Raw genomic sequence first — 22228 nt, 5'->3', positions numbered from 1 at the left:
GCAAAATAAAAGGATCTAGCATAAAAAGCAAGCAAAAAAAAATCATCGTCAATACTTGACGATGATTTTTTTGGATATATCTACCTTGTAGGTTGTATCACTATTTAAAAAAGCGGCTGTGCCAACTTTCTTCAGCTGGGACTTCCCAGTATTCTCTATATTCGCCTAAATCGTTTACTAAATTATTAAACACAATAGTACTAGCAGAAACTGCTTTTGTTTTCACCATTTGTTTAAATTCGACAACGGTTTTAAAAGCGATAAACTCACCTGTTTTATATGTTACGTTCATCTTATCTAGTAAATCAACGCCATATTTTTGTTCTATCTCTTGAATAACGCGTACCGATGCATCAATAGAGCATCCAGAAGCAGGGTGGATTTCTTGATCCACAGCTAGGATGATAAATCGGTTGTATTTAATCTCATATGAAGCAGTTAAGGGGGTAGCATGGGCAACCCACTCGGCAGTAAAACGACTTAATACTTCGTCTATTTCTCGCACCTCTTCATCGGAAAACTTTCTATTTGACTGATAAATCCAAACTCTTGAATGATCAGGCATTTCTTCAAATGGCTTAAACATAGTTATAAATCTTCTGCGTTTGCAATTAATTCGGCAACGTCAAGCACTTTAACTTCACCTTCTTTTTCTTTAAATTTTACCCCATCGGTAAGCATGGTATTACAGAATGGACATCCTGCAGCGATAATTTCAGCATTCGTTCCAAGGGCTTCTTCTGTTCGCTCTACGTGAACTTCTTTCGTTCCGTTTTCTGGTTCTTTGAACAATTGTGCTCCACCTGCTCCACAGCAGAAACCATTTAACTTAGAACGCTTCATTTCAACTAATTCAGCATCTAATTTCTCGATTAATTGACGAGGAGCTTCAAACACGTTATTTGCACGCCCTAGATAGCAAGGGTCGTGAAACGTAATGCGCTTTCCTTTAAAACTTCCCCCTTCAATTGTTAATCGTCCTTCGTCTAAAAGGGATTTTAAAAATTGAGTGTGGTGGACCACTTCATATTTACCGCCTAAACCAGGGTATTCATTTTTCAACGTATTAAAACAGTGAGGACAAGCCGTTACAATTTTCTTCACCTCATAACCATCTAATACTTGAATATTCATCATGGCTTGCATTTGAAATGCGAATTCATTTCCTGCGCGTTTTGCTGGATCACCCGTACATCCTTCTTCTGTACCGAGTACCGCAAAAGGCACATTGGCTTTATTCAACAATTTTACAAATGCTTTTGTTATTTTTTTTGCTCTATCGTCAAAACTACCTGAACAACCAACCCAAAATAAAACCTCCGGTTGTTCTCCTTTTGCCATCATTTCGGCCATTGTAGGCACTACTAAATTTTCTGACATAATTTATTGGTGTCTATTTAAAATCAACAGCTGTTGTCAATTTATTTTGTTAGTTACTTAGTTTTCGTCCTTCCAGTTCAAGCGATCCATCTGGTTGTACTGCCATGGCGCACCGTTGTTTTCGATATTCTGCATCATATTGTTTAATTCAGTAGGTGCAGCACTTTGCTCCATTACCAAGAATCTTCGCATATCCATAATAATAGACAACGGACTGATATCAATCGGACATTCTTCTACACATGCGTTACACGTATTACACGCCCATAATTCTTCAGGCGTAATATAATCGTTTAACAGTGTTTTACCATCATCTACAAACTTACCGTTGTTTGCATCCAATATTTTACTTACATCTTCCAAACGATCACGTGTTGACATCATGATCTTACGAGGAGATAATTTTTTTCCAGTTGTATTTTGAGGACAAGAAGAAGTACAACGACCACATTCTGTACAAGAATAGGCGTTCATGAGTTGCACCCAATTCAAATCCATCACATCTTGTGCACCGAATTTCTCAGGTTCTCCTACTACTTCTGCAGGTGCTGCGAAAGGATCTGCGTTTGGATCCATCATCAACGCTACTTCATTCTTAACTGACTCTAAGTTGTCAAACTCTCCTTGCGGCTCTAAATTCGCATAGTATGTATTAGGGAAAGCTAAGAAAATGTGTAAGTGTTTAGAGTAATACAAGTAGTTCATAAAGAACATAACTCCTACAATGTGAGCCCACCAGCAAAAGCGCTCAATAAACGCTACTGTTGCTAGGTCCATGCCACTGAATAACGGTGTAATCAATCCCGAGATAGGGAATGATCCAGCTTCGATATAATGCGGATAATTATTTAACTGAAGATAGTAATCTGCTGCATTCATTACCAAAAAGAACACCATAAGGATGGATTCAATATAGATAATATTATTGGCATCTCGTTTTGCCCATCCTTCTAATTCCGGTTGGTTCAAACGCTTTAATTTGAGAATATTTCTTCTAATCCAAAATACTGCAACTCCAAAAATAACTAAGAATGCTAGTACTTCAAAACATCCGATAAGTACGTCATAAGCAGCACCTAAGAAACTAAAAGCACGATGTGTACCAAATAATCCATCCACAATAATCTCGAGCATCTCGATGTTGATGATGACGAATCCTACGTACACAAAAATGTGCAATATCGCAGGAATAGGACGTTTTACCATTTTGGATTGCCCCAATGCCACGCGAATCATATTGCGCCATCTTTCTTTAGGTCTATCGGTACGGTCAAGGTCTCGCCCTAACTTAATGTTGCGAATTAATTTCTTTACATTTCGAATAAAGAAGCCAAATCCAGCGATCAGTAATATTAAAAATAATGCTTGGCCTAAATACTGCATAGTTGTAATAAATTGTTTCTGTAAAGTTGTTAGTTTTTTTGGTTAGATTGGTTCTAAATTTCGATTAATTATTGTTGTCCTCTTTTTCTTGGTAAGGTGTCGCCTTTTTACCAAATAATGAAAAGTGAACATAACGCTTTGGATTTTCTTTCAAATCGCGCATCAACTCCTCTAGTTCTTTTGATGCTCCCGTTAGGTTTTTATATAATTCTTCGTCTTTTAAAAGCTTGCCAACTGAACCATTGCCATTCTCAATATCAGCTAAGAGTTTGTCGATATTAGCTGAAGCACTTTGTAAGTTAGCAAATGTTCCGTTAATATCCAACTCGCTTAATTCTTGTGATAGCCCCACAAAATTCTTGCTCATGACATTTAAGTTTGTCATTGTACCATTTAATTGAGGCTCAATACCGCGCATCAATCTATTTGCACCGGCTAAGGTTCCGTTCAATTCTGAAACACTAGCTTTTAAATCAGCTTGCATCTGCTCATCTAGGACTCCGTTTACAGCGAGCAACATCGCATTTGCATTAGACAGTACTTCCTCTACTTTTGCTTTTAATGGCTCTAACTCACCCACTAATTTTTCTGTAATATCGAACTGTACGGCTCCTTTTAAATATTGTCCTGTTTGGGCATAATCCGTATCTCCAAATTTTGGATCAATTGAAATCCCTTTTCCACCGAGTAATCCTGGCGAATAAATCGTTGCTACACTTGACTTTGAAATTTCAATGGGATGAGACATCATTAATTCCACTACAAGCTTCCCTGTTTGGGCATTAATATTGATACGAGAGACCTTCCCTACGACCAAACCATTGATCGTTACGTTGGAAGAGGTAGTTAGTCCTTCAACATTATCATATTCAACATAATACTTAGTACTATTATCAAAAATATTTCTTCCATCTAAAAAAGAATATCCCCAAATAAATAAAGCAATTGCTCCTAATACTAAAATAGCTGTTTTAATTTCTCTAGATATTTTCAAAACTCTATATTTTTATATAACACGCAAAAATAAACTTTTATTTTTTAAAAAGCAGTGTTTATTTCAATGCCTCTTCTACAGATATACTCTTCCCGTCCTTATACGCCACAATAAATGAGGAGCTATGTCCTTTTGCCTTAGCTTCTTCTAAGTGTTTTTTAGCTTGATTGTAATCGGAAGTTTGAGCGTAAAAATACTTATGTACAGTTGTTCCTTTTTCCATTGTGACATTCGAAAGCCCTTTGAAATTTTTAGGTTTCAGTTCTAAAACGCGGGAGCTTGCAGCAATTTGCACTTTAAAAATCACGCCTTTGGCTGTCGTTGAGGAAGCAGTAGTTTCTGTATTTTCTTTTGTTTTGGTCGCCTTTGATGTTGACGTAGTTGATGTCGTTGATTTGGATGGTGATTCAATTAAGGTGGCTGTCGCATCACTACCGTAATATGTATTCTTGTAATCAATAATACCCTTAGCAATTGATTCTGCTAATTCTTTCTGCCCTTGTTTCGATGACAAATAAGCGCCTTCATCCTTGTTTGACACAAAGCCCAATTCAATTAATATACTTGGCATAAAAGCACCGTGCAACACCCAGAACGGTCCTTGTTTAACTCCCCTATTCTTACGTTTCAATTCATAGGTAAATCCATCTTGAACACGACTAGCCAAGTCAATACTCTGGTGGATATAATCTTCTTGAAGCAGGGTTAAACCGATAATTGATTCTGGAGCACTCGGATCAAAACCTGCGTATTTTGTTTTATAGTCGTCCTCCATCATAATAACGGAGTTCTCCTTTTTCGCTACATCTAAATTGGATTTATTTTTACTCAAACCCATCACATAGGTCTCAGTCCCAAACGCAGTGTTGTTATCCACACCATTGCAATGGATCGAAACAAATACATTACCTCCTTTTTCGTTTGCGATAACGGAGCGCTGTTTTACTTCGACAAAAACATCTTTATCTCGAGTGTAAATCACTTCTATATCTTTGTGTTTTTCGAGAATTTTTCCCGTTTCTAAAGCAACAGCTAATACGATGTCTTTCTCCACATTCCTAGAGTGATTCGTCCCCGAATCTTTTCCTCCATGACCAGGATCCAAGACTACTTTAAATTTTTTACTTTGCCCTAAGGTAGCTACCGTAAAGCACAAGAAAGAAAAAACTAACAGCAATTGAGCAACTCTATTGTTCATAAAAAAAAGTCGTTTAGAATTCGTTTAATATAAATTAAATTACATTTTTCAGAAAAAATATATGTAAGTTTGACACGTTAAAAACAACGGGTTTGATTTTACAAAAATAGCACATATTCATAGATTTGCGTACTAATATTTTCAATATCGTCATAGTTTTGTTTGTTTTAGGGATGTTTTCATTCCCTAGAGTGAAAGCTCAAGAGTTCAACAAAACAACTACTTCACTGAAAGCCAATACTAAAGACTCTAAACTCTTTGATAGTTTAGATACGGATACTATGGGATCCGTTCAAGATACAACGCCTCCGGCACAGCGTTTGAAAGACAGCATTCAACCTCCTGTAAAGGGGTATTTAGAAGATATTGTTTTTCGCAAAGCAAAGGACTACAACAAGCTTGATCAGAAGAAAAAGCAAATTACCCTCTATAACGAAGCAGAGTTAAAGTACCAAGATTTTGAATTGACTGCTGGAATCATTGTCTTCAACTATGAGCAAAATCAAATTTACGCAGGGCGTATCAAAGACAGTCTCGGGAATTTGAGTCAAGCACCTGTATTCAAACAAGGTGGTCAAATTGTTGAACCTGACTCCATTGTATACAACACTAAATCACAACGTGCCTTAGTGTGGCAATCGAGAACCTCACAAGGGGAATTCAATATCAAATCAGGCATGACCAAAAAGGAAAATGACTCGGTTTATTTTATGGAGGACGTAATTTTTACGACTGCTAAAGATTTGGATGATCCGGAATACTACTTCAAAACGAAAAAAGTAAAATTAGTTCCCAATAAAAAAGTGGTCGTAGGCCCTACCAATATGGTAATTGCTGATGTTCCAACACCGCTAGGTCTTCCATTCGCCTTTTTCCCTATGTCGGAAAAAGCAGAATCGGGTTTTATTATTCCCAGTGTTGGGGAAACCAACCAACAGGGGTACTATTTACAAAACGCGGGCTACTACTTTGCCATGAGTGAAAAAGCAGATTTAACCGTGCAAGGGGATTACTACACTAATGGTAGCTGGGCATTGCGCACCAATAGCAACTACGCCAAGCGCTATAAATACAATGGTCGGGTTTTGGTTCGCTATGAAAACAACATTTTTAGCGAACGCGGCTTACCTGACTATCAAAAGAATACCATTTACAACATTCAGTGGAACCACTCCCAAGATCCAAAATCAAATCCTGGTTCGCGTTTCTCTGCTTCCGTAAATATGGGTAGTGGTAAGTACTTTAGACAGTCGAATAACTCCTATAATATTGGAGCTTCGTTGAACAATACGATGAACTCATCCATCAGTTATTCTAAAACATTTGAGAGTACGCCTCAAGTCAATATGTCCTTATCGGCTACACATTCTCAATCGACCAACACGGGTAGAATCAATATGAGTTTACCAACCCTACAGGTGAGTGTAGATCGCATGTTCCCTTTTGCTCCAAAAGTAGGATCGAAAAAAGGATTAATCAAAAACTTAAACCTTTCGTATAACGTAAGAGGGGAAAACAGCGTGAATATTCACGAAGACAACTTCTTCAAGCAAGCGATGTTTGACAGCTTAAACACAGGTTTTCAACATACTATTCCATTAACGACAAACTTTAAGTTGTTTAAACACCTTTCTGTTACCGCAGCGGCTAGTTATAATGAGGTTTGGGTATTTAACACAATCAAAAAGCAATACAATCCAGAAACGAACCGCGTAGAAGATATTCGCACCAATGGGTTTGATCGATACAATACGTATAATGCATCTACCAATATTGGAACGACGATTTACGGTACGTTTAACTTTGGCAAAGACAGTAAGATCCAAGCCATTCGCCACGTGATGCGTCCAAGCGTAGGTTACGCCTATACGCCGAGTTTTGAGAAGTATTACGACACTTATGCCATTGATGCAACAGGGCTAACCATGCAAGACTATTCGCGCTTCCAAGGAGGGTTATTTGGAGCACCTGGTAAGATGAGTTCCAACATGTTAAACATGCAAGTGAGCAATACCTTTGAGGCCAAAGTACGCGATGAAGAAGAAAAAGAAGGATTTAGAAAAGTGATGTTATTGAATAACTTAAACTTATCTACTAGTTATAATATGTCTGCCGATTCACTGAAATGGGCGCCAATGCGAGTTACTACAGGAACCAGTATTCTCAAAGACAAAATGCAAATTAACGTAGGGGCTACTTTAGACCCTTATGCTTTAAATAACAACAATCAGCGTATTGATATGTTCAATATCAATAATGGTGGTAGTTTATTCCGTTTAACTAGTGCGAACGTCACAATTAACTGGTCGATGTCAAGCAGTGATCCTCTATTTGGGAACACGGAAAATCCAAACCAAAACTCTGTAGATAACGGAGGACGTGGGGATGATTTATTCGGTCAAGGAGGAAATTTAGGAGACAGCAGACAAAGTATGTTTGACAATAAGGAAGACCGTCCATTTGAAGGTTTTTACAATGCTAAATTGCCTTGGGATCTGACCTTTGCATATTCCTTGACGTACAACAACTCCGCTAGACAAAATGAAATCACCAATAATACCGTGATGATGTCTGGAAATATCGAGCTTACTCCTCGTTGGAAGGTTGGTTTTTCTTCGGGATATGATTTTGCACAGAAAGGAGTGACTTTTACCCAACTTCGCTTTGAACGAGATCTATTGAGTTGGCGCATGGACTTTACTTGGGTACCTATTGGAACCTATACCAGTTGGGGCTTCTTTATTGGAATCAAGTCGTCTATGTTAAGTGATATTAAGTGGGAAAAACGAAAAGCACCAGATAAACGCTATTTTTAATTCTATATCAACATGAAAAAAACAATCATCAATTCTAATCAAGCACCTACTCCCATTGGTCCTTATAACCATTCAGTACTAGTAGGTGATTTGCTTTTTATATCGGGTCAAATCCCATTTAATCAAGCCACTGAGACTTTAGTTACTACAGGTATTGAAGATGAAGCTAACCAAGTGATGGCGAATTTAAAAGCCATTCTATCAGAAGCAGGAATGACGTTTGAGAATGTGGTAAAATCAACTATTTTCCTCACAGACATGAATGATTTCGCCAAGGTAAATGAGGTTTATGGCAGTTTTTTCCAAGCAGCTACTGCACCAGCAAGAGAATGCGTTCAGGTAGTCAAACTACCGCGCAACGTAAACGTCGAAATTTCAATGATTGCAACGAAGTTTTAAATAAAAACACAAGGGGGTCCAAATGGACCCCCTTGTATTTTATTTGGCACTCCTATCCCTATAGCTCACAGGGGTTTGATTTCTGCTATTCAATAGCATTTAACAACAACTGAGCACTGGCTTCGTTTGTTGCTAAAGGCACATTGTGCACGTCGCATACGCGGAGTAGCATATTAATATCTGGTTCATGGGCGTGTTTTCCCAACGGATCTTTAAAAAACAAAACCATATTTGTCTTGCCCTCAGCCACCCGTGCTGCGATCTGAGCATCTCCTCCTAGCGGACCTGAAAGCATACGTCTCACTTCGAATCCCTCTTTTTGAGCAATTCCACCTGTAGTGCCCGTAGCAATCAATGTTATACCTTCGCCAGTTAAAACCGCTCTATTCTTTTGAATAAAAAGCAGCATTTCATCCTTTTTACCATCGTGGGCAATTATTGCTATTTCCATTTTTCTATTTGTGATAATCAATTAATCCATCCAACGGTTTTTGCATGATTTTCCCAACCGTTATACCCTTTTCTAAGAGTACCGCTCTAAACTCATCTTGTAAAAAATAGGCTACTGACCCCACAAAATGAACAGGTACTGTACTCGCTTCCTCATGGCTTTTAATGTAGTGCTCTACAAAAAAAACTAGTTGTTCTTTAATCATTTGCTGAAAGAAAGGATGGTTTTTGTGTTCAATCAAGAACGGTAAAAAGGAAGCCAAATACGCATTTGGATTTTCCTTTTTATAGAAATTATACTTCACGACATCGGCATCTAAATCGTACTTTTGCGTGAATTTCTTTGCCAATTCCTCTGGCATATAATTTAAGAATAATGCCTTAATCATCAATCGTCCAAACGCACTTCCGCTGCAATCATCCATGGCCATATATCCCAAGGATTGTACCTTTTGATGGATTGTATGTCCGTCGTAATACGAGACATTTGAACCTGTTCCATTAATGCATACAATACCTTTTTCCGTTTGACCTACTGTAGCATAAACTGCCGCATAGGTATCTTCATGTACGTGTATGCCTTGACAATTGACAAAATAAGACGCAAAAAAATCGCGTACAGTTGTTTTACTTCGATTTGATCCACAACCCGATCCATAAAAAAACAATTGCCCGACGTTGTCCTTGTTTTTTGCAATGTCAGGCACTGTATTTACGCGAGTGTAAAACTCTTCTAAGGTAATAACTTCGGGATTAAGCCCGAGGCTAGTCACCGAAGTTATCACTTTATTATCTTGATCAAAAAAGATCCAATCTGCTTTTGTAGAACCGCTATCGACGATTATTTTCATTTGTATATTGTATTACTTTACTGTAGTTAACAACACAGCCATATCTACCATTTTAGCAGCATATCCGTATTCATTATCATACCAAGCAACGAATTTATAAAAAGTTTCGTTTAAAGCAATACCGGCTTTTGAATCAATAATACAGGTATGCGTATCCGAAACGAAATCTTGAGAGACTACATCATCCTCAACAAAGGCCATGATTCCCTTTAGTTCGTTTTGGCTTGCTTGTTTTAAAACAGCCATCACGGCATCATAAGAAGTAGATTTCGCCAATTTTACTGTTAAATCCACAACGGACACGTCAGCAGTCGGTACACGCATAGACATCCCCGTTATTTTTCCCTTTAATTCGGGAATGACTTTTCCTACTGCTTTTGCCGCTCCAGTAGAAGCAGGAATAATATTTACCATAGCCGAACGCCCTCCTCTAAAGTCTTTTTTAGAAGGTCCATCTACAGTATATTGTGTGGCAGTAGCTGCGTGGATTGTCGTCATTAATCCCTCGACGATGCCGAAGGAATCGTTTAACACTTTTGCCAAAGGCGCCAAGCAATTCGTTGTACAAGAAGCATTGGACACAATTGTATCTGTTGCTTTCAATTCTTTTTCATTTACCCCCATCACAAACATAGGAGCATCAGGAGATGGAGAAGAAATCAACACTTTTTTCGCTCCTGCGTCTATGTGTTTTTGTGCACCGGCTAGGTCTTTAAAAACGCCCGTACAATCGGCTACAACATCCACTTGCACGGCATCCCATTTCAACAACAACGGATCGCGTTCTGCTGTTACGCGAATTTCTTTTCCATTGACAATTAAATGCCCATCTACAACCTCAACTGTACCGTCAAAACGACCATGTACGGAATCATACTTAATTAAATAGGCCAATTGATCTACGGCCATTAAATCGTTTACTGCAACGATCTCTATATCATTACGCTTTACTGCTTCTCTTAACATTAGACGACCAATGCGTCCAAAGCCATTAATACCAACTCTTGTTTTCATCTTTGCTTTTTTATTTAATTCGTTATATTATATGGTGATAATATCGGACACGCGCAATAATTCTGCGTCCACAGCCGTATGTCCTTTCACAATATGTTCTAAGGGTGTCAATGCCACTTGATCGTTGATTAGTCCAACCATGAAGTTCTTTTTTCCTTCCAACAGGGTCTCCACAGCTTTCACGCTTAATCGACTGGCAAGCACGCGATCAAAACACGAAGGAGCTCCGCCTCGTTGCATATGCCCTAAAACCGACACACGCACTTCGTATTCAGGCAAGTGTTCTTCTACATATTCTCCTAATTCGAAAACGTTCTTCCCCAACTTCTCTCCTTCAGCTACAATCACAATACTTGATGATTTTCCAGAGAGTTTGCTCTTTTTCAACGATTCAAGCAAGCGCTCCAATCCCATATTCTCTTCGGGAATAATGATCTCCTCTGCCCCTGCGCCAATACCTGCATTTAAAGCAATATGTCCCGCATCACGTCCCATTACCTCCACAAAAAACAAACGCTTGTGAGAACTAGCGGTATCTCTAATTTTATCTACTGCATCCACAACAGTATTCAAGGCCGTATCAAAACCAATGGTATGACTGGTTCCGTTGATATCGTTGTCTATCGTTCCAGGAATTCCCATCACAGGAATATCAAATTCTTTACTCAACAACATCGCTCCAGTAAAACTACCATCACCGCCAATAACAATTAAAGCGTCAATTTGCGCTTGTTTTAAATTGTCATACGCCGCTTTACGACCTTCTGCTGTGCGGAACGCAGCACTGCGCGCTGTTTTTAAAATAGTGCCTCCTTTGTTGATGATGTAATTGACATCACGAGGCCCCAATACTTCAAAATCACCTTCTACCAATCCTTGAAAGCCTCTAAATATTCCAACACACATCACATTGTGATAGGAACAAGTACGCACAATCGCGCGGATTGCAGCATTCATACCTGGTGCATCACCACCAGAGGTCAAAACCCCTATCTTTCTTATAAGGTTACTCATAATTGCATTTCTTTTTAGTAAATTTAAGCAATACCCTAGATTAAATCAATCCATAAATGCGATTTATTTGCCTAATTGCTATTATATTTTTGTTAAAAATCAATTATTTTTTACTCAAACTTCTCTTAATCAAACTAACAAGCATAAAAAATGTTAATTGATTTCATAACTAACGTTTAAAAAACAAACAAAAAACAACTGATATACAACACCTTACACCTCAAAAACGAGCGTTATCCCCTATTCATACAAACCAAGTTCCACTTAGGGTCCCAAAGGAAGATTCCCCTTCTCGCTCAGCACATAATCTAGATTGAGTATAAATTACAAAGCTAAAATTACCACATAGACATAACTGTTTATATATTAGTACTTTACATACAAAAATAACTTCCTTTACAAATCCTTAAAAAAATTCTACGAATAAAAAATAAAGCTATTTTTGTGGCATGAAAAGAAAGAGAACAGAAAGAATCGTATTCGAAAACGTAGAAGTCCTTGATGCAGGTGCAAAAGGCGTTTCAGTAGCTAAGGCTCCTGACGGGAAGGTTATTTTTATTCCCAATGTTGTTCCGGGAGATATCGTTGATATTCAAACCGTTAAAAAGAGAAAAGCCTATTATGAAGGGATAGCTATAAAAATCCACCATTTTTCTAAGAATCGCATTGAACCCGTATGTCAACATTTCGGTGCTTGTGGTGGTTGTAAGTGGCAAAATATGTCATATGAGCAACAGTTATTTTACAAGAACCAAGAAGTTCAAAACAACTTAAAGCGAATTGGCAAAATAGAATTACCGGAGTTTGAACCCATTTTAGGTTCTGAAAAAACGTTATTTTACAGAAACAAAATGGAATTTTCGTTCTCTAATGCTCGTTGGTTAACGCCAGAAGAGATTGCAAGTGGAGATGAAATAGGAAAGGAAAATGCGCTAGGTTTTCACATTCCAAAAATGTGGGACAAGATTTTAGACATTCAAAAATGTCATTTGCAACAAGATCCTTCCAATGCCATCCGCAATGAGATTCGCGAATTTGCCAATGCAAATCAACTTTCTTTTTTCAATCCAAGAGAGCAAGAAGGACTATTGCGTACTTTAATGATTCGCACGAGTTCAATAGGTGAAATCATGGTGATGATTCAGTTTTTCCATGACAACAAAAAAGAGAGAGAATTACTATTAGATCACTTAGCGGAGAAATTCCCAGCTATTACATCGCTGCAATACGTGATTAATGGCAAGGCGAACGATACCATATACGACCAAGATGTTGTTTTATACAAAGGACGCGACTATATCTTAGAGGAGATGGAAGGGTTGAAATTTAGCATCAATGCAAAATCGTTCTACCAAACCAATTCGGATCAAGCATATGAGTTGTACAAGATCACTCGCGATTACGCTGAGTTAACGGGCAATGAATTGGTTTTTGACTTGTATACAGGTACGGGAACTATTGCACAATTCGTTTCTAAAAAGGCGAAAAAAGTAGTAGGTGTTGAAGCCGTTCCAGAGGCGATTGCCGATGCGAAAATCAACGCAGAACGCAACGGTATAACCAATTGTGATTTCTTTGTTGGAGACATGAAAAACGTATTCAACGATGAGTTTATTGCCACACACGGTCATCCTGATGTAATTATCACCGACCCACCGCGTGATGGTATGCACAAAGACGTAGTGGAAATGCTGTTAAAAGTAGCGCCTAAACGCATTGTCTATGTAAGTTGTAACTCTGCTACACAAGCAAGAGATTTAGCTTTACTAGACGCAAAATACAAGGTAACAAAAGTTCGTCCAGTTGATATGTTCCCACAAACCCATCACGTGGAAAATGTGGTTCAATTGGAATTAAAATAATACTAAAAAGCACACCCAAAAAGGAGTATCTCTTATTGAGATACTCCTTTTTTTATACCCAAGATGATTCACTCTTCTACACTAGTTCTAAAAAAGAAGCCTCTACACTATCATTTTCTCGCTATAACCCACCAAACACATCAACAAAAGAAGTATTTCTTCGCGAAGAAGGATGTTTTTGAAATAAGCGCAAAAAACAGGTCTGTTTTTTGAATGACAAATTGTACATAATAACTTAAATTTTAAAAAAATGAAAAGATTTGTACTCGGATTTGGGCTTATTGCCTTACTCCTATCCAGCTGTAGCAAAGAAGAACAAGAAGCTGCCCCCAAAAACCTTCAGCATCCTTATCAATTAACAGAAGATTCCTATCAAGCAAAAATTGTTCAAATGGAAACCCTTTTTCATCAATATGGTTTTGTTAATGATTTAGAAGATCCCTATGATTACAATGACCCCAAAAACAGAAAAGCCATTGAAGAACTTGATTTAAAGGAACTGAAACTCTTTCTTGAAGAATTTAGTTCGGAAGAAGGGCTGAAAAATTTAGATGAGGCAGGAAGTATTGAAAAATCAAAACAATATGCGAGAGAACACAACCCAATTCCTAGTCAAGATATCTTGAACAGAGCCGTTAACTCCTATAATGTTACTGGAAGTCACAGTAGTGCCATTATTGGTTCATCTACTTCAAGTATAAACTTTTCCATCAAAGACAATGAAACCATTACCTTTATCAGTGCCAACGCGAATTACAACAATAACAATGTTCATTTTGAACAGGTAAATGGTCATCACATCATTCCCTTTTATCCCAATGCAGGGCAAGATTATTACGATCATAAAGGAGGTATCAATGTTGATTGTAAAGTAAAAGCTTATGGACAAACAGCTACAGCTACAATGTATGCTAGATTCAATAGAAATGGTTCAGGCAGTGTCGAAAGTTTTAGAACCTAATTCAAAGCTAGAAGACTAGATAAAACAGGATTTCATCAATCCAATAGTTGGTATACCTCAATAAATAAACTAATTATTGAGGTATGCCTTTCATCTAGTTTTCCAAATTTTAATCTTTATAGCCTTTATTACTTGAAGAACAGCAACGTTGAAATGACCTTGCTATCACAACAGCTTAAAATTTTAAAAAAAAATGAAAAGATTTGTACTCGGATTTGGGCTTATTGCCTTACTCCTATCCAGCTGTAGCAAAGAAGAACAAGAAGCTGCCCCCAAAAACCTTCAACATCCTTATCAATTAACAGAAGATTTCTATCAAGCAAAAATTGTTCAAATGGAAACCCTTTTTCATCAATATGGTTTTGTTAATGATTTAGAAGATCCCTATGATTACAATGACCCCAAAAACAGAAAAGCCATTGACGAACTTGATTTAAAGGAACTGAAACTCTTTCTTGAAGAATTTAGTTCGGAAGAAGGGCTGAAAAATTTAGATGAGGCAGGAAGTATTGAAAAATCAAAACAATATGAGAGAGAACACAATGCTACAAATACAAAAGGGATTATCACATGGTGATAATCCCTTTTGCATTTAACCTATAGGGTATACACCTAAAAATTTGGTTTCAATGTATATTTCTTGTAGAAAGCATCAATGCGTTCCACCACTTCATCTGCCGAATCAACCAATTGGATTAAATTCATATCTTCTGGTGATATCGTTGCATATTTGTCTAACAACACTTTTTTAATCCACTCCAACATGCCGCCCCAGAAGTCAGTTCCTACTAAAATAATTGGGAATCTAGCGATTTTCTTGGTTTGAATTAGGGTGATTGCTTCGAACAATTCATCTAGTGTTCCGAAGCCACCTGGCATAACAACAAATCCTTGTGAGTACTTAACAAACATTACTTTACGCACGAAAAAGTAGTCGAACTGAATATTTTTATCACTGTCAATATAGGGATTAAAGTGCTGCTCAAAAGGCAATTCAATATTCAATCCTACAGATACCCCTTGTCCAAGATGTGCACCTTTATTTCCAGCTTCCATAATTCCAGGACCACCACCTGTAATTACACCATATCCCGCTTTACTTACCTTAAAAGCAATTTCTTCAGCTAATTTATAGTAAGGATCCTCTTTTTTGGTTCTTGCTGATCCGAAGATAGAAATACAAGGACCGATACGTCCCATCTTTTCATATCCATTAACGAATTCAGACATGATTTTAAAGATTCCCCATGAATCGTTTGTCTTTATCTCTGTCCAAGATTTTTGCTTGAATTTTTCTTGGATTTTCTCCTCTTCATTTCCTAAATTTTCTTTCATAATTCAATTATTTTTTAAGCTCTTTTTTCAAAAAGTGAGCAGTATAACTCTTCTTAACTTTACTTATTTCCTCAGGTGTTCCCTTGGCGAGTACTTCGCCTCCATTAGCTCCACCTTCGTACCCTATATCAATGATATAGTCGGCGAGTTTAATCACATCGAGGTTGTGTTCGATAATCAATACGGTATTCCCCTTTTCCACGAGAGTATTGATTACTTCCATCAATACGCGAATATCTTCAAAATGCAAGCCCGTAGTGGGTTCATCTAAGATATAGAAGGTATTTCCCGTATCTTTTTTTGACAATTCTGTTGCCAATTTAATGCGCTGTGCCTCTCCTCCTGACAGGGTTGTACTTTGTTGACCTAAGGTAATATACCCCAATCCCACATCGTTAATCGTCTTTAGTTTGCGGTAGATCTTCGGTATATTTTCAAAAAACTCTGTTGCATCTGCCACAGTCATTTCCAGCACATCGGAGATTGATTTTCCCTTATATCTAATTTCCAGTGTTTCGCGGTTAAATCGCTTGCCTTGACAAGTTTCACACTCGACGTAAACATCGGGTAAAAAGCCCATTTCAATGGTGCGTACCCCCGATCCTTCACAGGTATCGCATCGGCCTCCACTGACATTAAAACTAAATCGCCCAGGCTTATATCCGCGAATAGAAGCTTCGGTTGTTTGTGCAAACAAATTTCGAATATCAGAAAACACATCGGTATAGGTTGCTGGGTTAGATCGAGGTGTACGTCCAATTGGACTTTGATCAATTCCAATTACCTTGTCAATATGCTCCAATCCACTAATCTTTTTATAAGGCTGTGATTTAGTCACGGCGTTAAAGAAATGCGTATTCAAGATTGGATAAAGTGTTCCATTGATTAAGGTTGATTTTCCTGAACCTGAAACTCCTGTCACACAAGTTAGTGTACCTAATGGAATTTCAATGGTAACATTCTTTAGGTTGTTTCCCGTTGCTCCTTCTAATTTTATTTTCTTACCATTGCCTTTTCGGCGTTCTTTTGGAACAGCAATCTCCAATTCACCATTCAAATATTGAGCCGTTAGCGTATGTTCTTTCAACAATTCTTGAGGCGTTCCAGTGCTGATAATTTTACCTCCGCGTTTTCCAGCATACGGTCCAATATCAATCACAAAATCTGCGCGTTCGATCATGTCTTTGTCGTGTTCCACCACCAGAACGGAATTTCCAATATCGCGTAGCGATTCCAACGATTTAATCAAGCGTTCGTTATCGCGTTGGTGCAACCCAATACTCGGTTCATCCAAAATATACAAAACGCCCACCAATTGAGAACCAATTTGCGTAGCCAAACGGATGCGTTGTGCTTCTCCTCCTGACAGGGTTCTCGAGCTTCGGTTTAAAGATAAATAGGTCAATCCAACATCTTTCAAAAACGACAAACGCGTATTGATTTCTTTAAGGATTTCCTCTGCAATGCTCTTTTGTTTTTCAGAAAGTCTAGCATCAATATCAGCAAACCATAGAATCAAATGCTCAATGTCCATTTGAATGAGTTCTCCAATATTTTTATCCGCAATTTTAAAGTACAACGCTTCTTTTCTCAAGCGGGTACCCTGACAAGAAGGACAGTCAATTTCGTCCATATATTCTTTTGCCCATCGCTTGATGGATGCTGTTTCACTTTCTTCAAACTGATTCTTGATGAAATTGTTGATTCCTTCAAAATCTATTTTATAATTCTTAGAAATTCCTGCAACTTTGTGTTCTACAGTAAAACTATCTTGTCCTCCATGTAGGATGACATCCATAGCTTCTTTGGGTATATCCTGAATGGGGTCGGACAATTTGAAATTATAGCGCTGAGCGATCGTTTCCAATTGTTTAAATATCCAAGTACTTTTTTCAGGGCCCAAGGGAGCTAAACCACCTTTTTTAATGGAAATTGATGCATCTGGAATTACTTTATGTTGGTTAATTTCATGTATTGTTCCCAGTCCATTACACGATTCACAGGCTCCTTTTGGGGAGTTAAAGGAAAAGTTATTAGGCTCGGGTTTGGCATAGGATATTCCAGAAGTTGGACACATGAGGTGGCGGCTAAAAAAGCGCACTTCTTGCGATTCCTGATCCAAAACAACAAGGGTATCATCGCCGTGATACATGGCAGTTTGGATACTTTCAGCCAAGCGCTGAATGGTTTGTTCATTGGTATCAATCGCCATGCGATCAATTACTATTTCGATATCGTGGGTTTTATATCGATCGGCTTTCATGCCGTATTCTAAATCCTTAATTTCTCCGTCTAGGCGCACTTTCAAAAATCCTTGTTTGGCAATTTGCTCAAACAATTCGCGATAGTGTCCTTTTCGTGAACGAACCACAGGTGCTAAGATATTTATTTTTTTTCCGTCAAAATCCTTTAGAATCAATTCTTGGATTTGATTGTCAGTATAGCTGACCATTTTTTCACCGGTATTATAGCTATACGCCTCACCTGCTCTTGCGTAAAGCAAGCGCAAGAAGTCATAAATTTCAGTGATTGTTCCAACGGTTGAACGCGGACTTCTATTCGTCGTTTTTTGTTCGATTGCAATTACAGGAGATAGCCCATCAATTTTATCCACATCTGGACGTTCTAGACCGCCTAAAAATTGTCTTGCATAGGCAGAAAACGTCTCAATATAGCGGCGTTGTCCCTCTGCATATATCGTATCGAAGGCTAAAGACGATTTTCCAGAACCCGACAAACCGGTTATTACAACGAGCTTTTCTCGTGGAATGCGGATATCAATATTTTTTAGATTGTGAACGCGAGCTCCTAAAACTTCTATATAATCTTCTACTTTAGACATAATTTTGTGCAAAAAAACAAAGATACGTATTAATCTTGTTTTATGTAATCTGCTGTTCTAATGTTTTGCGGTGATTTAGCATTATTTAACAGCGGGAATGTCTTGATTATTAATTCCCTCAAAGCATCCGTTCTACTTTTAAAAATCGTATTTTTATCTCGAAAAAAATGAATACGATGAAAGGAGCCCTATTATATGAGTTGGGTCAAGTTCCCAAATTTGGCACAATAGAACAACCAACGGTACAAGAAGAAGGACAATACGCCATCCGCGTAACGGCGGCGGCGGTAAAGAACTTAGATAAAGCTCGAACAAGCGGCAAGCACTATGCTAGTTACACCCATTTACCTGCCGTAGTAGGCAATGACGGGGTTGGCTATTTAGCAGATGGAACTCGGGTATACGGACAAGGAATTACGGGTATGATAGCGGAACACGCGATTATCACAGGCAATTACACCCCTGTACCCAAAGAACTAGACGATGCAACAGCGGCGGCTTTACCCAATGCAATTCTGGGATCTGCAATGCCTTTGATCATTCGCGCGCGTTTACAAGAAGGACAAAATGTTTTATTCAATGGCGCAACTGGTGTTACTGGTCAAATTGCCGTGCAAATTGCCAAACACTATGGGGCAAAAGAAATCATTGTAACGGGACGTAATCAGGCTATCCTAGAGCAATTAAAGGCCTTTGGAGCTACTCAAACCCTGGTACTCACTGAGGACTATACAAAATTAGAAGATCAAATTAAAGCCATGCACCAAGTTACACCTATCGATGTGGTGATTGATTATTTATGGGGCAAGCCTTTTCAGTCTATCCTCAATGCCTTTAAAGGCAACGATATTCATCACCAATCTTCTACAGTAAAAATAGTTACTGCAGGTGATATGGCCGGCAAAGAAATCCAGTTGACTTCTGCCATTTTAAGAAGTACAGATATTCAACTGATGGGTTCTGGATTCGGCAGTCTTACCAAGGAAGAACTCATTGTCTTCAACAAAGTAATTCTGCCTGAAATGTTTTTACTCGCTGCTCGTGGTAAATTGCATATTCAAACAGAAGTACATCCTGTGGAAGCCATTGAACAAGTGTGGAACAAAGCCTTAGATCCAGGCACACGTTTGGTCATTACCTTGTAAATCCACACATAATAAGGCCACAAACTAAAGAAAACTCTTGCCCTTGTTTTCGCAAAAACTCGCTATTTTTGCCAGCAAATGAATCATACGATGAAGATCTTTTTAGAAAATTACTTTCAGTTAAGTAAACACAACACCACCATCCGCAAGGAACTGATGGCTGGGGTTATCACCTTCTTAACGATGTCCTATATTTTGGTTGTCAATCCCAATATTCTCGCAGATGCGGGCATGGACAAACAAGCGGTTTTTATGGCCACAGCCCTCGCTACGGTTTGCGCAACTCTCTTGATGGGATTCATGGCAAAACTGCCGATTGCTCAAGCACCTGGTATGGGATTAAACAGCTTTTTTGCCTATACAGTCGTACTAACAATGGGGTATAGTTGGGAATTTGCCTTAACTGGTGTATTTCTGGCAGGTTTGATTTTTCTCGTTTTGACCCTATTCAACATTAGGGAGTTAATTGTCAAAAACATACCTAAAGTCTTAAAAGAAGCAATTCCTGTGGGCATTGGATTATTCATTACCTTAATTGGATTAAAAAGTGCGGGCATTGTGGTTAGTAATCCCAATACGCTGGTTACATTAGGTGATTTTAGTCAACACAGTGTATGGATTGCCCTAGCAGGGCTGTTGGTAACGGGTATTTTGTTGATAAAAAATGTCAATGGTGCCATCTTAATCGGCATTGTTGTGGCTACACTTTTCGGGTTTATTCTTGGTGATGTGCAGCTACCGTCAAGTTTACTTACTGCTCCTCCTTCGATGGAACCTACTTTTGGAAAAGCCTTGTCATTCTTGTTCTCACCGGAAACGGCAAACAGCGTTTTTTCTATTGATATGGTCGTTGTCGTTTTTACCTTTCTCTTTGTCAATCTATTTGACACCATAGGTACCTTAATAGGCGTGGTTTCTAAAACGGGTATTGCAGATAAAGAGGGGAATTTTCCTCAAATGAAGAAAGCGCTCTTAACGGATGCTTTGGGAACGACTTTTGGGGCTATACTTGGTACGAGTTCGGTCACTTCATATGTGGAAAGTGCCTCTGGAGTTGCCTCAGGTGGACGCACAGGATTAACAGCAGTAAGCGTGGCTTGTATGTTTGCCTTATCCATTTTCTTAGCGCCCCTATTCTTAATCATTCCTGCTGCAGCTACAGCGCCTGCCCTAGTGATTGTAGGGTTGTTTATGATCAGTTCGGTGGTCAATATCGACTTTAGCGATTTCTCTGAAGCTTTACCTGCTTTTATTACCATCGTCTTTATGCCATTTACCTACAGCATTGCTGAAGGTATTGTATTTGGTATGCTTAGTTTTACACTATTCAAAGTTGGAACACAAAAACACAAGGACGTCAGTCCAACACTTTATATTTTATCCCTCCTATTTTTGATTAAAATAGTTCTGGATGCCTTATAAAAAAACAGCCCTAAACTGCAGTGTAGTTTAGGGCTGTTTTTTTTACTTCTTTAATTTATCAGCAACAAGTTTCGCTAGGTTTGATTGCTTATCTGTTTCAGACAGACTTTCATATACCTCGGTCAGCTGGGTTAAATCATCACCGCTCGTGTAATACAAGTAGTACAAAGCCGTTAATGATGTTTTGTGTTGCTCTAAATAGTTGGAAACAAAGATATTCTGATCGTCTTGTAGTTTTTTATAAGTAGCTACAATCTGATTCATCTTTTCCTCATCCTTGTTCTGTAGGGCTTCCATATAGGCATTTTGTTGTTGCCCTTGGTAGCTCAATAAATTGTATTTATACAAACTTAAATTGCGTTCAAATTCACTCAACACTTCGTTGTTTTCCGTTCCTTTTAGCGCAAAAGAAGTAAAGTTATCTTGGTTGATATTGACTTCCGTTTTTCCACTTTCTATAAACAGCGGAATTCTTCCCTTTTGATTTTGAAAGGATAAGTAGCCTAACGTAGGTTGATCAATTTTTCCTTCAAATCGGAACACATTACCTTGCACGACCATGGAGTCAAGTTTAACTCCCGTTTCGTCTTGCGCATTGCCTACTTGATTCAAGTATACATAAGTCCCATCAGGTACATTAATCAATGAACCCGTAATTTCAAAATTAGTTTTTGAATTACAAGCGGTTAACGCCAAAGCAATTCCTAGGAACAGCCCCATTTTATATTTTTTCATAGCCTTATATTTACGATATTAAACAATTAGTCTGTCCTTACACCTACAAGGATAAAAAGGAAACAAACAACATAATCCATCCTGCAACTAAGGACAATCCTCCTATAGGCGTAATAGGACCTAGTATTTTTATTTTCTTGCCAAAAGTAGCGCTCAGCACCAATCCATAGATACTAAAAGAAAACAGAATCACACCGATGATAATCAGGTTAGCAGCGTAATACACATGTTCAGTTTGCGGTAAAATTCCGATGAGAATCAACAGAATGGCATGGTACATTTGATACTTTACTCCTGTTTCAAAACTTTCTAAACGTTCTGCATCCATGTGTTTTTTTAACGCATGTGCGCCGAAAGCGCCAAAGATAATAGCTAGAGCACCAAAGATGCTTCCAGCGAGTAAAGGGGTTGTATTGATACTGTCTAT

Annotated in this window: 20 protein-coding genes; 7 read left to right on the top strand and 13 right to left on the bottom strand. The window is 38.3% G+C overall.

The features are described 5' to 3' along the window. Positions 1 to 100: 100 nt before the first annotated feature. The 5 genes from H4K35_RS11470 to H4K35_RS11450 form a co-directional block, all read right to left on the bottom strand. The gene (locus H4K35_RS11470) at positions 101 to 586 is read right to left on the bottom strand and encodes an ABC transporter ATPase (protein WP_182628088.1); all 486 of its coding nucleotides are present in this window, start codon (positions 584 to 586) and stop codon (positions 101 to 103) included. Between the two features lie 2 nt (positions 587 to 588). After that, positions 589 to 1380: a (Fe-S)-binding protein gene (locus H4K35_RS11465; RefSeq protein WP_182628087.1), complete on the bottom strand. Its 792-nt coding sequence runs from the start codon at positions 1378 to 1380 to the stop codon at positions 589 to 591. A 57-nt stretch (positions 1381 to 1437) separates the two neighbouring features. Beyond that, positions 1438 to 2763, bottom strand: coding sequence for a (Fe-S)-binding protein (locus H4K35_RS11460; protein WP_182628086.1), 1326 nt, complete (start codon positions 2761 to 2763; stop codon positions 1438 to 1440). Between the two features lie 64 nt (positions 2764 to 2827). Next, positions 2828 to 3757: an MlaD family protein gene (locus H4K35_RS11455; RefSeq protein ID WP_182628085.1), complete on the bottom strand. Its 930-nt coding sequence runs from the start codon at positions 3755 to 3757 to the stop codon at positions 2828 to 2830. Between the two features lie 58 nt (positions 3758 to 3815). Next, the gene (locus H4K35_RS11450; protein ID WP_182628084.1) at positions 3816 to 4955 is read right to left on the bottom strand and encodes an N-acetylmuramoyl-L-alanine amidase; all 1140 of its coding nucleotides are present in this window, start codon (positions 4953 to 4955) and stop codon (positions 3816 to 3818) included. Between the two features lie 125 nt (positions 4956 to 5080). On the opposite strand from H4K35_RS11450, the gene H4K35_RS11445 reads away from it, so the two are divergent. Further along, complete coding sequence (locus H4K35_RS11445) at positions 5081 to 7771, top strand: putative LPS assembly protein LptD (protein ID WP_182628083.1); 2691 nt, start codon at positions 5081 to 5083, stop codon at positions 7769 to 7771. 12 nt (positions 7772 to 7783) lie between these two features. Next, positions 7784 to 8170 (top strand): Rid family detoxifying hydrolase, encoded by a 387-nt coding sequence (locus tag H4K35_RS11440; RefSeq protein WP_182628082.1) that lies wholly within the window; start codon positions 7784 to 7786, stop codon positions 8168 to 8170. Positions 8171 to 8255: 85 nt separating this feature from the next. Here the strand turns inward: H4K35_RS11440 and H4K35_RS11435 are convergent, their stop codons facing one another. The 4 genes from H4K35_RS11435 to pfkA are packed head-to-tail and all read right to left on the bottom strand — an operon-like array spanning position 8256 to position 11499. Continuing rightward, positions 8256 to 8621: a methylglyoxal synthase gene (locus tag H4K35_RS11435; RefSeq protein ID WP_182628081.1), complete on the bottom strand. Its 366-nt coding sequence runs from the start codon at positions 8619 to 8621 to the stop codon at positions 8256 to 8258. 4 nt (positions 8622 to 8625) lie between these two features. Continuing rightward, positions 8626 to 9471: a BadF/BadG/BcrA/BcrD ATPase family protein gene (locus tag H4K35_RS11430; RefSeq protein ID WP_182628080.1), complete on the bottom strand. Its 846-nt coding sequence runs from the start codon at positions 9469 to 9471 to the stop codon at positions 8626 to 8628. Positions 9472 to 9483: 12 nt separating this feature from the next. Further along, complete coding sequence (gap, locus tag H4K35_RS11425; protein WP_182628078.1) at positions 9484 to 10485, bottom strand: type I glyceraldehyde-3-phosphate dehydrogenase; 1002 nt, start codon at positions 10483 to 10485, stop codon at positions 9484 to 9486. Positions 10486 to 10512: 27 nt separating this feature from the next. Then, the gene (pfkA, locus tag H4K35_RS11420; RefSeq protein WP_182628076.1) at positions 10513 to 11499 is read right to left on the bottom strand and encodes a 6-phosphofructokinase; all 987 of its coding nucleotides are present in this window, start codon (positions 11497 to 11499) and stop codon (positions 10513 to 10515) included. Between the two features lie 449 nt (positions 11500 to 11948). Between pfkA and rlmD the strand changes: the two genes are divergently transcribed. From rlmD to H4K35_RS11405, 3 genes are all read left to right on the top strand, one after another. Beyond that, positions 11949 to 13361: a 23S rRNA (uracil(1939)-C(5))-methyltransferase RlmD gene (gene rlmD, locus H4K35_RS11415; RefSeq protein WP_182628074.1), complete on the top strand. Its 1413-nt coding sequence runs from the start codon at positions 11949 to 11951 to the stop codon at positions 13359 to 13361. Between the two features lie 250 nt (positions 13362 to 13611). Continuing rightward, complete coding sequence (locus tag H4K35_RS11410; protein WP_182628072.1) at positions 13612 to 14322, top strand: hypothetical protein; 711 nt, start codon at positions 13612 to 13614, stop codon at positions 14320 to 14322. 193 nt (positions 14323 to 14515) lie between these two features. After that, on the top strand, positions 14516 to 14899 hold the full coding sequence (locus H4K35_RS11405) for a hypothetical protein (protein ID WP_182628070.1): 384 nt from the start codon (positions 14516 to 14518) through the stop codon (positions 14897 to 14899). A gap of 35 nt (positions 14900 to 14934) precedes the next feature. Here the strand turns inward: H4K35_RS11405 and H4K35_RS11400 are convergent, their stop codons facing one another. Then, the gene (locus H4K35_RS11400; RefSeq protein ID WP_182628068.1) at positions 14935 to 15657 is read right to left on the bottom strand and encodes a TIGR00730 family Rossman fold protein; all 723 of its coding nucleotides are present in this window, start codon (positions 15655 to 15657) and stop codon (positions 14935 to 14937) included. Between the two features lie 7 nt (positions 15658 to 15664). After that, a complete protein-coding gene (uvrA, locus tag H4K35_RS11395) occupies positions 15665 to 18499 on the bottom strand; it encodes an excinuclease ABC subunit UvrA (protein ID WP_182628066.1) in 2835 nt (944 codons plus the stop codon). Between the two features lie 176 nt (positions 18500 to 18675). Between uvrA and H4K35_RS11390 the strand changes: the two genes are divergently transcribed. Both H4K35_RS11390 and H4K35_RS11385 read left to right on the top strand, forming a co-directional pair. Beyond that, positions 18676 to 19644, top strand: a complete 969-nt coding sequence (locus H4K35_RS11390) for a zinc-binding alcohol dehydrogenase family protein (protein WP_182628064.1) — start codon at positions 18676 to 18678, stop codon at positions 19642 to 19644. 90 nt (positions 19645 to 19734) lie between these two features. Beyond that, positions 19735 to 21066 (top strand): NCS2 family permease, encoded by a 1332-nt coding sequence (locus tag H4K35_RS11385; protein ID WP_182628062.1) that lies wholly within the window; start codon positions 19735 to 19737, stop codon positions 21064 to 21066. Between the two features lie 42 nt (positions 21067 to 21108). Here the strand turns inward: H4K35_RS11385 and H4K35_RS11380 are convergent, their stop codons facing one another. After that, on the bottom strand, positions 21109 to 21801 hold the full coding sequence (locus tag H4K35_RS11380) for a DUF4369 domain-containing protein (RefSeq protein ID WP_182628061.1): 693 nt from the start codon (positions 21799 to 21801) through the stop codon (positions 21109 to 21111). Positions 21802 to 21844: 43 nt separating this feature from the next. After that, a complete protein-coding gene (locus H4K35_RS11375; RefSeq protein ID WP_182628186.1) occupies positions 21845 to 22228 on the bottom strand; it encodes a DUF423 domain-containing protein in 384 nt (127 codons plus the stop codon).

This window comes from Myroides sp. NP-2 (assembly GCF_014145665.1).
Taxonomy (GTDB): domain Bacteria; phylum Bacteroidota; class Bacteroidia; order Flavobacteriales; family Flavobacteriaceae; genus Flavobacterium.
This window is presented reverse-complemented; position numbering and strand designations above follow the sequence as displayed.